This is a genomic window from Actinomadura opuntiae, assembly GCF_030283205.1.
Classification (GTDB): Bacteria; Actinomycetota; Actinomycetes; order Streptosporangiales; family Streptosporangiaceae; genus Spirillospora.
This window is the reverse complement of the sequence record NZ_JASNWF010000006.1, coordinates 1-12,807: the sequence shown is the minus strand read 5'-3', so window position 1 is coordinate 12,807 and position 12,807 is coordinate 1. Positions and strand designations below refer to the sequence as shown.

Annotated in this window: 11 protein-coding genes and 1 pseudogene; 6 read left to right on the top strand and 6 right to left on the bottom strand. The window is 73.1% G+C overall.

What is annotated here, in order from left to right; genetic code table 11:
• Nucleotides 1–102: 102 nt before the first annotated feature.
• The gene (locus QP089_RS14000) at nucleotides 103–456 is read left to right on the top strand and encodes a YciI family protein (RefSeq protein WP_285912003.1); all 354 of its coding nucleotides are present in this window, start codon (nucleotides 103–105) and stop codon (nucleotides 454–456) included.
• A 180-nt stretch (nucleotides 457–636) separates the two neighbouring features.
• Nucleotides 637–1,893, top strand: a complete 1,257-nt coding sequence (locus QP089_RS13995; RefSeq protein WP_285912388.1) for an RNA polymerase sigma factor — start codon at nucleotides 637–639, stop codon at nucleotides 1,891–1,893.
• On the opposite strand, the gene QP089_RS13990 is transcribed toward QP089_RS13995, so the two are convergent.
• Nucleotides 1,887–3,056, bottom strand: a complete 1,170-nt coding sequence (locus tag QP089_RS13990) for an FAD-dependent monooxygenase (RefSeq protein WP_285912002.1) — start codon at nucleotides 3,054–3,056, stop codon at nucleotides 1,887–1,889. The genes QP089_RS13995 and QP089_RS13990 overlap by 7 nt on opposite strands.
• Nucleotides 3,057–3,173: 117 nt before the next feature.
• Entirely contained in the window at nucleotides 3,174–3,755 is a 582-nt protein-coding gene (locus QP089_RS13985; RefSeq protein ID WP_285912001.1) for a TetR/AcrR family transcriptional regulator, read from the bottom strand.
• 191 nt (nucleotides 3,756–3,946) lie between these two features.
• Here QP089_RS13985 and QP089_RS13980 point away from each other — a divergent pair, with 191 nt between their 5' ends.
• Together QP089_RS13980 and QP089_RS13975 are read left to right on the top strand one after the other, a co-directional pair.
• Complete coding sequence (locus QP089_RS13980) at nucleotides 3,947–4,912, top strand: threonine/serine dehydratase (RefSeq protein ID WP_285912000.1); 966 nt, start codon at nucleotides 3,947–3,949, stop codon at nucleotides 4,910–4,912.
• Between the two features lie 80 nt (nucleotides 4,913–4,992).
• Complete coding sequence (locus QP089_RS13975) at nucleotides 4,993–5,328, top strand: hypothetical protein (protein ID WP_285911999.1); 336 nt, start codon at nucleotides 4,993–4,995, stop codon at nucleotides 5,326–5,328.
• A gap of 23 nt (nucleotides 5,329–5,351) precedes the next feature.
• Here the strand turns inward: QP089_RS13975 and QP089_RS13970 are convergent, their stop codons facing one another.
• Nucleotides 5,352–6,077, bottom strand: a complete 726-nt coding sequence (locus tag QP089_RS13970; RefSeq protein WP_285911998.1) for an SDR family oxidoreductase — start codon at nucleotides 6,075–6,077, stop codon at nucleotides 5,352–5,354.
• A gap of 47 nt (nucleotides 6,078–6,124) precedes the next feature.
• Here QP089_RS13970 and QP089_RS13965 point away from each other — a divergent pair, with 47 nt between their 5' ends.
• Nucleotides 6,125–6,667, top strand: coding sequence for a MarR family winged helix-turn-helix transcriptional regulator (locus tag QP089_RS13965; RefSeq protein ID WP_285911997.1), 543 nt, complete (start codon nucleotides 6,125–6,127; stop codon nucleotides 6,665–6,667).
• Nucleotides 6,668–6,670: 3 nt separating this feature from the next.
• On the opposite strand, the pseudogene QP089_RS13960 reads toward QP089_RS13965, so the two are convergent.
• Nucleotides 6,671–7,636, bottom strand: a pseudogene (locus tag QP089_RS13960) (RNA polymerase sigma factor); the annotation flags it as partial.
• A gap of 182 nt (nucleotides 7,637–7,818) precedes the next feature.
• Between QP089_RS13960 and QP089_RS13955 the strand changes: the two are divergent.
• A complete protein-coding gene (locus tag QP089_RS13955) occupies nucleotides 7,819–8,448 on the top strand; it encodes a TetR/AcrR family transcriptional regulator (RefSeq protein WP_285911996.1) in 630 nt (209 codons plus the stop codon).
• A gap of 10 nt (nucleotides 8,449–8,458) precedes the next feature.
• On the opposite strand, the gene QP089_RS13950 is transcribed toward QP089_RS13955, so the two are convergent.
• Together QP089_RS13950 and QP089_RS13945 are read right to left on the bottom strand one after the other, a co-directional pair.
• Nucleotides 8,459–11,830 (bottom strand): pyruvate carboxylase, encoded by a 3,372-nt coding sequence (locus QP089_RS13950; protein ID WP_285911995.1) that lies wholly within the window; start codon nucleotides 11,828–11,830, stop codon nucleotides 8,459–8,461.
• A 188-nt stretch (nucleotides 11,831–12,018) separates the two neighbouring features.
• Nucleotides 12,019–12,591, bottom strand: a complete 573-nt coding sequence (locus QP089_RS13945; RefSeq protein WP_285911994.1) for a TetR/AcrR family transcriptional regulator — start codon at nucleotides 12,589–12,591, stop codon at nucleotides 12,019–12,021.
• Nucleotides 12,592–12,807: the final 216 nt, after the last annotated feature.

The window sequence follows — 12,807 nt, the reverse complement described above, 5'->3', positions numbered from 1 at the left end:
CCCGAAAAAAGTCGCGGCGGATGTCGATCCGGCCCGCGCCCGGTCGACGCGTTGGTGAAGGGCCCGGAAGGACCGGCCCGCGGCAGGACAGAGGAGACGACGATGCGGTTCATGATGATGACCACCGACAACGCCGAGCAGCAGGGCCCGCCGCCGGACGAGAAGACGCAGGCCGAGATGGGCGCGTTCATCGCCGAGATGGCCAAGGCGGGCGTGCTGCTGGCGACCGGCGGCCTGGAGCCGGGCGGCACGCACATCTCCGCCTCCGGCGGCAAGGTCTCCGTGACCGACGGCCCGTTCGCCGAGGCCAAGGAGACCGTCGTCGGCTTCGCGCTGGTCGAGGTGCGCACCCGGGAGGAGGCGATCGAGCTGTCCAAGCGGTTCTTCCAGATCGTCGGCGACGGCGAGGGCGTGATCAAGCAGGTCTTCGGCCCCGAGGACGCCCCCGGCGCGTGAGCGCGTGACCCGCGCGGCGGCGCGGGCACGTGACCCGCGCGGCGGCGCGGGCGCCGGGGTTGCGCGGCGGTCGGCGCGGGTGCTGTCATCGGCACCGTGACACCTTCCGCCGTCCCGGACGGCCCGCCCGCGCCGCACGCGGATCGCCCGCCCGCGCCGCCCGCGGATCGCCCGGGCGGCGTGCACGCGAGCATCGACGCGGTCTGGCGGCTGGAGTCCGCCCGCATCATCGCCGGGCTGGCCCGGCTGGTGCGCGACGTCGGCCTCGCCGAGGAGCTGGCGCAGGACGCGCTGGTCGCCGCGCTCGAGCAGTGGCCGGAGTCGGGCGTCCCGGACAACCCGGGCGCCTGGCTCATGGCGGTCGGCAAGCGCCGCGCCATCGACCGCATCCGCCGGCAGCAGCGCCTGGAGAGCAAGCTCGAGGAGATCGGCCACGGCCTGGAGCCGGAGGCGGCGGACGCGCCGCCGGAGTTCGACCTCGCCGCCGACGACGAGCACATCGAGGACGACGTGCTCCGGCTCATCTTCACCGCGTGCCATCCGGTGCTGTCCACGCAGGCCCGGGTGGCGCTGACGCTGCGGATGCTCGGCGGGCTGACCACCGAGGAGATCGCCCGCGCGTTCCTGACCTCCGAGCCGACGGTCGCGCAGCGGATCGTCCGGGCCAAGCGGACGCTGTCGGAGGCCGGCGTCCCGTTCGAGGTGCCCGAGGGCCCCGACCGGGCCGCGCGGCTCGCGTCGGTCCTGGAGGTCCTCTACCTGATCTTCAACGAGGGGTACGCGGCCAGCGGCGGCGCCGACTGGGTCCGCGCGGACCTGTGCCTGGAGGCGCTGCGCCTCGGCCGGATCCTCGCGGGCCTGGCTCCCGGCGAACCCGAGGTGCACGGGCTCGTGGCCCTGATGGAGATCCAGGCGTCCCGGACGCGGGCCCGCACCGGGCCGTCCGGCGAGCCCGTCCCGCTGCACGAGCAGGACCGCGCCCGCTGGGACCGGCTGCTCATCCACCGCGGTTTCGCCGCGCTGCTGCGCGCCCGCGAGATCGGCGCGCCGCCCGGCCCGTACGTCCTGCAGGCCGCGATCGCCGCCTGCCATGCGCAGGCCGCGTCCGCCGAGGACACCGACTGGGCGCAGATCGCGTCGCTGTACGGGATCCTCGCACGGGTCGCGCCGTCGCCCATCGTGGAGCTGAACCGGGCCGTCGCCGTCGGGATGGCGGACGGTCCCGAACGGGGGCTCGCGCTCGTCGACGCCATCGCCGCCGAACCGGCGCTGCGCGGCTACCCGCTGCTGCCCGGCGTCCGCGGCGACCTGCTCGCCCGGCTCGGCCGCGGCGCCGAGGCCAGAAAGGAGTTCGAGCGCGCCGCGGAGCTCACCCGCAACGCGCCCGAACGCCGTGTCCTCCTCGACCGGGCCGCCGCCCTGGACGGCGCTCAGTAGTCCCGCACCGTGAACGAGTTGACGATCTCGCCGAAGTCCTGGAAGTCGACGACCTCGGTCTCCACGCCCATCTGCGCGTCGCGCTGGGCGTCCACCCGCGCCTTGTTCGTCAGCGCCAGCTCCTGGTTCGCCGCGACGTACCCGCGCAGCTCGCGCTCGTAGCCCGCGAACGCCGCGCGGTGGTCGCCGCCGGCCGCCTTCAGCTCGCCGGCCAGGACGTACGCGCCGACCATCGCCATGCTGGTGCCCTGCCCCGACAGCGGCGACCCGCAGTATCCGGCGTCGCCGAGCAGGACGATCCGGCCCTTCGACCAGGAGTCCATGTGGATCTGCGCCATCGAGTCGAAGTGGAAGTCCGGGGCGTCCCACATCGCGTCCAGCAGCCGCGGCAGCTCCCAGCCGCCGCCCGCCAGCGCGTCCGCGAGGATCTTCTTCTGCGCGGCGGAGTCGCGGTAGTCGTAGGCGATCGGCTGCTCGGACTCGAAGCCGAGGTAGACGCGGACCTCCTCGTTGTCGCGGACGCTCATGACGCCGCCGCCCCACGCGCTGCCCGGCATCTGGTGGAACACCTGCCAGCGGTCCAGGCCGAGGAAGTTCGGCGCCGTCCACACGGCGAGGTAGGTGCCGAGGTGGGAGATGAACTGCTCCTCCGGCCCGAAGACGAGCCGCCGCGTGTTGGAGTGCGCGCCGTCCGCGCCGACGACCAGGTCGAACGTGCGGGTGGTGCCGCTGCGGAACGTCACGTGGACGCCGTCGTCGTCCTGCTCCAGCGCCGCGATCGAATCGCCGAACAGGTACTCGACGCCTTCGCCCGCCGCGTCGGCGATGATGCGGGACAGGTCGTCGCGGAGGATCTCGATGTCCGCGCTGTTCAGGTCGCCGGAGGTGATGGTGTGCTCCTCGCTGCGGTACAGCTCGTTGCCGTCGGCGTCGACCATCGACATCCCGCGCATCTGGACGCGCTGCTCGCGGATCCGGTCCAGGATCCCCATCCGCTCGGCCACCTCCAGCGCCGGGCCGCGCACGTCGATCGCCTGCCCGCCGGCCCGCAGCCCGTCCGTGACCTCGACGATCGTGACGTCGAACCCGTAGCGGTCCAGCCAGTAGGCCAGGGCGGGCCCGCCGATGCTGGCACCGGAGATGAGGACCTTGGTGTTCTCCATGAGTGACTCCTCGTCAGTCGGCGGGGGGTGTTTCCCGCGTCACTCAGGAGATTGGCCTCGTTCGCTGACCGCGCCCGCACCGTCCGCTGACGGAGCGGTCACCGCGAAGACGGGCGGCTAGGGGCGGGATCCGGCGGCGTGGGCGGCGTCGATCTGCTCCCAGGCGACCTGCAGCAGGGCGGCGCGCTTCTCCTCCGGCGTCCCGTCCATGGACGAGATCGCGAAGGTGCCGAAGTAGACGGTGAACAGCGCGCTGAGGGAGCGGACGCGGTCCAGGACGGGACTCTCCGGATCGGTGAGCAGCGTGCCGAGTTTCTGCATGCGGTCGCGGAAGGTCTTGGGCCCGGCCCGGCCGCGCAGCGCCGCCTGGTTCTCCTGGAGGAACTGGAACACCGGGGCCCATTCCTCCAGCGCCTCGTTCAGGCGGCGCAGCAGCTCCCGCCTGGTCTCCAGCGTCGCGGGCTGGTCGCGGGCCCAGGCGATCAGCTCGTCGAGCCGCTCGCCGATGCCGCCGACGAGGGCGTCGAGGATGTCCTCCTTGGTGCGGAAGTGGTAGTAGAGCGCGGCCTTGGTCACGTCGAGCCGCTCGGCGATCTCCCGCAGCGAGGTCTGGTCGTAGCCGCGTTCGAGGAAGAGCTCCAGCGCGATGTCCAGGATGCGCTGCCTGGTGTCCTTGCGGCGCGTCTGCGGCTTGCCCACGGTGTGCCCTCCTCGGCGGTCCTGCTGGTCCCCACCGTATCGCGGCAACTTACTTGACGCCCGGCTAGTTAGCGCGGCTAGCGATCCGGGCGCGACCGGTACCCCACGGATCGCGCCGAACGCCAGGAGCATTTGCCCGGGATGGTACTGATTGCAGGTGCGGACGCCGCGTCCGCGGAGAGGAGCCTCCCGTGATCGAGCTTCCGGACGTCCGGGCCGCCGCCGGACGCGTCGCCGGGCGCGTCCGCGAGACGCCGCTCCTCGCGATCGACCCGGCGCCGCTCGCCCCCGCCGCGCGGATGTGGCTGAAACTGGAACACGCGCAGCACACCGGGTCGTTCAAGGCGCGCGGCGCGTTCAACCGCATCCTCGCCGCCCGCGCCGAGGGGCGGCTCCCGGCCACGGGCGTCGTCGCGGCGTCCGGCGGCAACGCGGGCCTCGCCTTCGCCTACGCCGCCGCGCAGGTCGGCGTGCCCGCCGAGGTGTTCGTCCCCGAGACGGCCCCGGCGGTGAAGGTCGCGCGGCTGCGCGCGCTCGGCGCCGCCGTCGTCCAGGTCGGCACCCGCTACGCCGAGGCCCAGGACGCCGCCACCAAGCGCGCCGCCGACACCGGCGCCCTGTTCTGCCACGCCTACGACCAGCCGGACGTCTGCGCCGGCCAGGGCACCCTCGGCCTGGAGATCCTCGACCAGACCGGCGGCGCCGTCGACACCGTCCTGCTCGCCGTCGGCGGCGGCGGGCTGATGGCGGGCGTCGCCGCCGCCCTCGAAGGCCGCGCCCGCGTGGTCGGCGTCGAACCGGAGACCATCCCGACCCTCGAACGGGCGCTGGGCGCGGGCCGTCCGGTGGACGTCCCGGTCTCCGGCGTCGCCGCCGACTCCCTCGGCGCCACCCGCCTCGGCGACATCGCCCACGCGGTCGCCACCCGCACCGGGGTCGTCCCGACCCTGGTCACCGACGACGCGATCATCGAGGCCCGCCGCTTCGTGTGGGAGGAGTACCGGCAGGTCGTCGAGCACGGCGCCGCCACCGCCGTCGCGGCCCTCCGCACCGGCGCCTACCGTCCCGCACCCGACGAACGCGTCGTCGTCGTGCTCTGCGGCGCCAACACCGACCCCGCCGACCTGGTCCCCCGCCCCGCCGCGGACCCGCGTTAACGCAGCTGCGCGGCAAGCACACCGGCCTCGCGGACGAGGTTCGACGCCCCCCTCCGCGCGGCGAGTTCGTCGATCTCGGGATGGGCCCGGTCGCCTTCGCCCAGCGCGCCGTCCTGGTGCCGAGCGCGATGAGCCGGTCGTGGGCGAACAGCGGCCGCCGCCCCGGCTCCGGGTGCAGGACGGGCAGGGCGGCGGCGATCACGTCCCATACCTGCGCGAACGCGCCCGCCTCCGCCGCGTGCTCGAGCGCCTCGCGCCAGTACGTCCAGTTCCAGTTCCCGTCGGTGCCCGGCGACCTCGCGGCGCCCGGCCGCGTCCAGGGCGAGGACGGCGTCGGCCACCGCCTCCGCCTTCTGGGCGTCGATGAGCGCGGCGACCTCGTGCCACGCGGTGCTCGTCATGCCCCGGCACGGTAGGCCACGCCACCGACATTCCGGAGTCAGGCTCCGATATAGGCGCCGCCGTTGAGGTGGACGACCTGTCCGGTGATGTGGCCGGCGCCCGGTGAGGCGAGGAACGAGGCGAGCGCGGCGACGTCCGCGGGGGTCCCGGCGCGCTTGGTGGCGGTCTGCCCGATCAGCATGGCGCGCCGCTCACCGGTGAGCTGGTCGCCGAAGAACTCGGTGTCCTCGATCAGGCCGGGGGCGATCAGGTTGGCGGTGATGCCGCGTTCGCCGAGCTTGACGGCCAGTTCGGCGTTCCAGACCCGCATGCCGGCCTTCGCCGCCCCGTAGGATCCGCCGCCGCGGCCGCCGGCGATCGAGCCGAGGCTGATCACGCGTCCGTCGCGCGCGAGCCGCGGTTCCAGCGCCGTCGTGACGAGGACGGCACTGACCAGGTTGGTCTCGAGGTTGGCGAGCCAGGCGTCGCGGACGGCGGCGAGGCCGGTGGGCGCGGGTCGCCCGGTGTCGGTGTTGCCGCCGGCGTTGTTGACCAGGACGTCGACGCTCTCGGGGAGTTCGGGGAGCGCGGCCTCGATCCCTTCGGGGTCGGTCGCGTCGAAGACCACGGGCCGGACGCGGGGGCCGAGGTCCGCGGCGGCCTCGGCGAGCACCTTCTCGCGCCGCCCGGTGATCACCACGTCCAGGCCGTCGGCCGCGAGGGCCGCCGCGACGGCCCGGCCGATGCCGGTCCCGCCGCCGGTCACCACTGCGTTGCGCGTCATCGGAACCTCCTTTGTTTAGGTCTAAACTTCGTCCTAAACTAGGCGGCGTGGACGACGAGCGCAAACAGCCGGACCCGGTCGACGCGATCGCGGAGGCGTGGGCACGGGAGCGTCCGGGCATGCCGGTCGGCTCCATCGGGATCATCACGCGGGTGTGGCGGGCGGCGAAGCTGCTCGGCGACGAGCGGCGCCGCACGCTGGCGCGGCTCGGCATCGACACCGCCACCCTCGACCTGCTGTCCACGCTGCGCCGGCACGGGCCGCCGTACGCGATGACGCCCGGCGAGCTGCGCGAGGCGTCGCTGCTGACGGCCGGCGCGATCACGCAGCGGGTCGCGCGGGCGGAGCGGGCGAGGCTGGTGGAGACCGTGCGCGGACCGCGGGGGCGCACCTCGTCGGTGCGGCTGAGCGACACCGGGAACCGGCTGATCGAGGACAGCGTGCACCGGCTGCTCGCCCACGAGGACTCGCTCCTGGACCATCTGGACGAGGACGAGCGCGCGCGGCTCACCGAGCTGCTGCGCCGCCTCCTGGACGGGCTCGTCGAGCGGCTCGGGGCCGACGACAAGCCCGGCCAGGTGGGCGAGTGAGGGTCAGCCGAGCAGGTCGGCGAGGGTCTCCCGGCGGGACGGGTGGCGCAGCTTGTGCATGCCCTTGGACTCGATCTGCCGGATGCGCTCGCGGGTGACGCCGTAGACCTTGCCGACCTCCTCGAGCGTCTTCGGCTCGCCGCCCGCGAGACCGAACCGCATCGAGATGACCCCGGCCTCGCGCTCGGTGAGCGTCTCCAGCACGGCGTCGAGCTTGCCGCGCAGCATCGAGGTCGCGACGACGTCGGCGGGGTCGCCGCCCTCCGGGTCCTCGATGACATCGCCGAGCTCGCCGTCGCCGTCCTCGCCGAGCGGGGTCTGCAGGGACAGCGGCTCGCGGGCCTGGCGGCGCAGCCACTCGACCTTCTCCGGCGTGACGTCCAGCTCGACGGCCAGCTCCTGCGAGGTGGGCTCGCGGCCGAACTCCTGCATCATCCGGCGGCGGACCCGGGTCATCCGGTTGAGCACCTCGACGACGTGCACCGGGATGCGGATCGTGCGGGACTGGTCGGCGAGGGCGCGGCTGATCGCCTGCTTGATCCACCAGACGGCGTAGGTGGAGAACTTCAGGCCGCGCCGGTACTCGAACTTCTCCACCGCCCGGATCAGCCCGAGGTTGCCCTCCTGGACGAGGTCGTTGAGCGGCAGGCCGTGGCCCATGTACCGCTTGGCCAGCGACACCACCAGGCGCAGGTTCGCCTCGACCATGTGCTCCTTGGCGCGGCGCCCGTCGGCGGCGATCCAGGCGAGGTCGTCGCGGTCCTGCGGGGACAGGGCGTCGCCGAGGGTCTCCAGGCGTTCACGCGCGAACAGCCCGGCCTCGATCCGCTTGGCCAGCTCGACCTCCTGCTCTGCGGTCAGCAGCGGGGTCCGGCCGATGCGGGAGAGGTAGTCCTTCATCGGGTCGACGAGGTCACGGGTCACGGACGCGCCGCGTGCGGAGGCGCCCCGGGCGGTGCCGCGGGCGGCGGCACGGGCTGGGGACGCGGCGCGGGGGGTGCTGGCGTTCAGGGCGGTGTCCTTTGCTCGTCCGGCCGGGAGGGAACGGGTCACGCGATCTCGGTACCCGGCAGCCCGGCGGCATAAACTTAGGTCGAGCCTAGAACTGTGTCAACTATAAATTTAGGTCGACCTATGAGAGGATGGCCGGCATGGGACTGCGGGAACTGAAGAAACAGCAGACGCGGCAGGCCATCTCGCACCAGGCGACCCGCCTGTTCCTGCGGCACGGCTTCGACCGGGTGACCATCGCCGACGTCGCCGCCGCCGCGCAGGTGGCGAAGATGACGGTCACCAACTACTTCCCGCGCAAGGAGGACCTGGCGCTCGACCTGCACGAGGAGTTCGTCGCGCAGCCCGCCCGGACGGTCGCCGGCCGCGCCCCGGGCGAGTCCGCGCTGGCCGCGCTGCGCCGCGCGTTCCTCGACGCTGCGGCCCGGCACGACGCCGTCATCGGCTTCTCCGGCGCCGGCTTCGCGCGCATGATCACCGGAAGTCCGGCGCTGGTGGCGCGGCTGCGCGAGTTCCACGAGGAGCGCGAGGACGCGCTGGCCGCCGTCCTGGCGGAGGAGGCCGGGACGAGCAAGGACGACGTGCTGATCCGGGTCGTCGCGGCGCAGCTCATCGGCGTCCACCGCGTCCTGTTCGAGGAGACCCTGCGCCGCACCCTGGCCGGTGAGGACCACGACGAGATCGCCGCGGCCCTCACCGAGTCCGCCAAGGACGCCTTCGGCCTCCTCGAACCGTCCCTGGGCGACTACGCCGTCCGCCCGGAGTCCTGAAGTCCGGGGATCAGCCGATGACGAGGAGGAGGTCGCCGGCCTGGACGGGGGTGGCCTCGGGGACGGCCAGCCGGGCGACGGTGCCGGCCACCGGGGCGGTGATCGCGGCCTCCATCTTCATCGCCTCGATCGTCGCGACCACGTCGCCCGCCTCGACCTGATCGCCCTTGGCGACGCGCAGCGTGACCGAGCCGTCGAACGGCGCGCCGACGTGGCCGGGTTCGGACGGATCGGCGCGCTCCACCGGCGGCGCGTCCGACGCGACCGACTTGTCGCGGACCGACAGCGTGCGCAGCTGGCCGTTCACCGTGCAGATGACCTGGCGGACGCCCGCCTCGTCGATGGCGCCGACCGCTTCGAGCCCGGCCAGCACGCGCACGCCGGGTTCCAGGTCGAAGGAGACCTCGTGGCCGGTGCGCAGCCCGTAGAGGAACGCGCCGGTGGGCAGGACGGACAGGTCGCCGTACGCGGCGCGGGCCTCCCGGTAGTCCTTCGCCGGGCCCGGGAACAGCAGGCGGTCGAGGGTCTCGCGCACCTCCGCCCCGGCGAGCGCCTTCTCCTCCGCGCCGTCGAGTTCGGCGCGGGCGGGGGTGTACTGGCGTCCGGCGAGCGCCTTGGTGCGGAACGGCTCGGGCCAGCCGCCCGGCGGGTCGCCGAGCTCGCCGTTGAGGAACCCGATGACGCTGTCGGGGATGTCATAGCGCTCCGGGTTCTCGGCGAAGTCGTCCGGATCGGCGCCCGCGGCGACCAGGTGCAGGGCGAGGTCGCCCACGACCTTGCTGGACGGGGTCACCTTCACCAGGCGGCCGAGGATGCGGTCGGCGGCGGCGTAGCAGCGCTCGATCTCCTCGAACCGGTCGCCGAGGCCGAGCGCGACGGCCTGCTGCCGCAGATTCGACAGCTGCCCGCCGGGGATCTCGTGCTGGTACACGCGTCCGGTCGGCGACGGAAGGCCCATCTCGAACGGCGCGTACAGCTTGCGCACCGCCTCCCAGTAGGGCTCCATCACGGTGAGCGCGTCGAGGTCGATTCCGGTGGCGCGTCCGGTGAAGTCGGTCGCGGCCACGATCGCCTGCAGGGGCGGCTGGCTCGTCGTACCGGAAAGGGGCGCGGCGGCGCCGTCCACGGCGTCGACGCCCGCTTCGATGGCCGCGATGTAGGTGCCGAGCTGCCCGCCCGCGGTGTCGTGGGTGTGGAGGTGGACGGGCAGGTCGAAACGCTCGCGCAGAGCACTCACCAGTGTGCGCGCGGCAGGGGCGCGGAGGAGGCCGGCCATGTCCTTGATGCACAGGATGTGGACGCCCGCCTCCACCAGCTCCTCAGCGAGGCGCAGGTAGTAGTCGAGCGTGTAGATGCGCTCGTCCGGGGACGACAGGTCGCCCGTGTAGCAGAGCGTGCCTTCCACCAGCGCGTGCGTCTGGAGCACCGCGTCGATCGCGGGACGCATGCGCTCGACGTCGTTCAGAGCGTCGAACACCCGGAAGATGTCGACGCCCGTACTGGCGGCCTCCTTGACGAAGGCCCGCGCCACCGAATCCGGGTACGGCGTGTAGCCGACGGTGTTGCGGCCGCGCAACAGCATCTGGATGCACAGGTTCGGTGCCGCTTCCCTTATGGCGGCGAGCCTGTCCCAAGGCGATTCCCCTAGGAAGCGGAGCGCGACGTCGTAGGTGGCGCCGCCCCATGCCTCTATAGATAGGAGCTGCGGAGTCATGCGCCCGAGATAGGGCGCCGCGGCGACGAGGTCGTACGTGCGAACCCGCGTCGCCAGCAGCGACTGGTGCGCGTCCCGGAAGGTGGTGTCGGTGACGGCCAACGCGTTCTGCGCGCGCAGCTGCTCGGCGAACGCGCGCGGGCCGAGAGCCAGCAGGCGGTCGCGCGAGCCTTCCGGGAACGGCCCGTCGAGCTGGAGCGGCGGAAGCTTGGTCGCCGGGTCCAGGGTCGTGGGCGCGTCGCCGTGCGGCTTGTTGACGGTGACGTCCGCAAGATAGCGGACGAGCCGCGTCGCACGGTCGCCGGACGACCGGGCCGTCAACAGCTCGGGATGGTCGGCGATGTACGACGTGCTGATGCCGCCCGCCCGGAAGTCCGCCTCGTCCAGCAGCGCCTGGAGGAACGGGATGTTCGTCGCGACGCCCCGGATGCGGAACTCGGCGACGGCCCGGCGCGCCCGCCGCACGGCCTCCTCGAACGTCCGGCCCCGGCACGTCAGCTTCACCAGCAGCGAGTCGAAGTGCGGCGACACGATCGCGCCGCCGTGCGCCGTGCCGGTGTCGAGCCGGACCCCCGCGCCGCCCGGCGACCGGTAGGCGGAGATCTTGCCGGTGTCGGGCCGGAACCCGTTCGCCGGGTCCTCGGTCGTGATCCGGCACTGCACCGCGAACCCGGACACCGCCACGTCCCGCTGGGAGATGCCGAGGTCGTCGAGGGTCTCGCCGCCCGCGATGCGCAGCTGGCCCTGCACGAGGTCGACGCCGGTGACCTCCTCGGTCACGGTGTGCTCGACCTGGATGCGCGGGTTCATCTCGATGAAGACGTGCTCGCCCCGCTCGTTGACGAGGAACTCGACGGTGCCCGCGTTGACGTAGCCGATCTCGCGGGCGAACCTCACCGCGTCCTCGCAGAGCCGCTCCGCGACGGCCGCGTCCAGCCGCGGCGCCGGCGCGATCTCCACGACCTTCTGGTGCCGCCGCTGCACCGAGCAGTCGCGTTCGCGCAGGTGGACGGTGTGCCCGGCACCGTCCGCGAGGACCTGCACCTCGATGTGGCGGGGCCGGTCCACCGCCTGCTCCAGGAAGACCGTCGGGTCGCCGAACGCGCTCTCGGCCTCGCGGCGCGCCGTGTCGACGGCGGCCTCCAGCTCCTCGCGGTGGTCGACGCGGCGCAGCCCGCGCCCGCCGCCGCCCGCCGCCGCCTTCACGAACAGCGGGAACCCGACCTCGTCGGCCGCCTCCAGCTCCCGGCCGGGCTCCGGCGTCTCCGACCGCAGCACCGGCAGGCCCGCCCGCCGCGCCGCCGCGACCGCCTCGATCTTGTTGCCCGCCAGGCTCAGCACCCGCGACGGCGGGCCGACGAAGGTGATGCCGTTGCGCTCGCACGCCTCCGCCAGCTCCGGGCTCTCCGACAGGAACCCGTAGCCGGGGTAGACCGCGTCGGCGCCGACCCGCAGCGCCGTCTCCACGATGCCGTCCACGTCCAGGTAGGCGCGGACGGGGTGGCCGTGCTCGCCGATCTCGTACGCCTCGTCGGCCTTCTGCCGGTGCAGCGACAGCCGGTCCTCGTGGGCGTAGACGGCGACGCTGGAGATGCCGAGCTCGTACGCGGCGCGGAACGCCCGTACGGCGATCTCGCCGCGGTTGGCGACGAGCAGCTTTGTGATCACGTGTTCTCCCAGGAGACGGCTCGGGCGCGTCCGCCCGCACCCGACGGCCTCCCGGGCTCGGCGCTGAGCGTCGCAGAAGCATGGGCCGGTCCGGCGGGCGAACCGAATCTTCGGATACCTACCCAGTTGACCGGTGTGCCGTTACCCCGGACAGCCCGTTCCCTTGTGAACAAAGTGATAGATCGCGTCTAGCGGGAAAAACGCCGTTTCGTTCCGTCGGCGGCGAGGAGGGTCTCGGCGATCGCCCTGGCCCGGTGCGCGGGCGCGGCCGACCGCTCGCGCAGCGCGGTCACGAGCGCGCCGTCCAGCAGCAGGACGAACTGCCGCGCCAGCTCCGCGGCGTTCGCGCGGTGCCCCGCGCCGGCGAGGAGGCGCTCGAAGAACGCGGCCACCGCCCGTTTGTGCTCGTCCGCGAGCCGCCGCACCTCGGCGTCGGTCCCGGCCGTCTCGGCCATCGCGTTGATGAACGAGCAGCCGTGGAAGTCCGCGCTCTCGAACCGTCCGGCCATCACGTCGAAGACGTCGAGGGGATGTCCGCCGCGCTCGGCGACGGCCTCCTCCAGGCCGCTCCGCCACGTGCGGTCGCGCTCGCCGAGGACGGTCGCGACGAGGTCGTCCTTGCCCTGGAAGTGCCGGTAGAAGGACGCGCGCCCCACACCTGACGCGGCGAGCAGCCGTTCCACGCCGACCGCGCGGATGCCCTCGGCGTAGAAGAGCTCCTCGGCGGCCTGGACGAGGCGGTCGCGCGCACGGGTGGGCATGGCCCCAGCGTATCCGGCTTTGACGGCATTCGGAACCGACCGGTACCGTTTTGAAAACGGAACCGATCGGTACCGTCTTGTGCGTCCAGCCGAAGGAGACTTCCCAATGAGGTTGTCAAGCCGCGACCGTGACGGGCGGTGAGTGGTGGTAGCACTCACCGTTGCGGATCATGGCCCACAGCACGTTGACGCGGCGACGGGCCAGCGACAACAGCG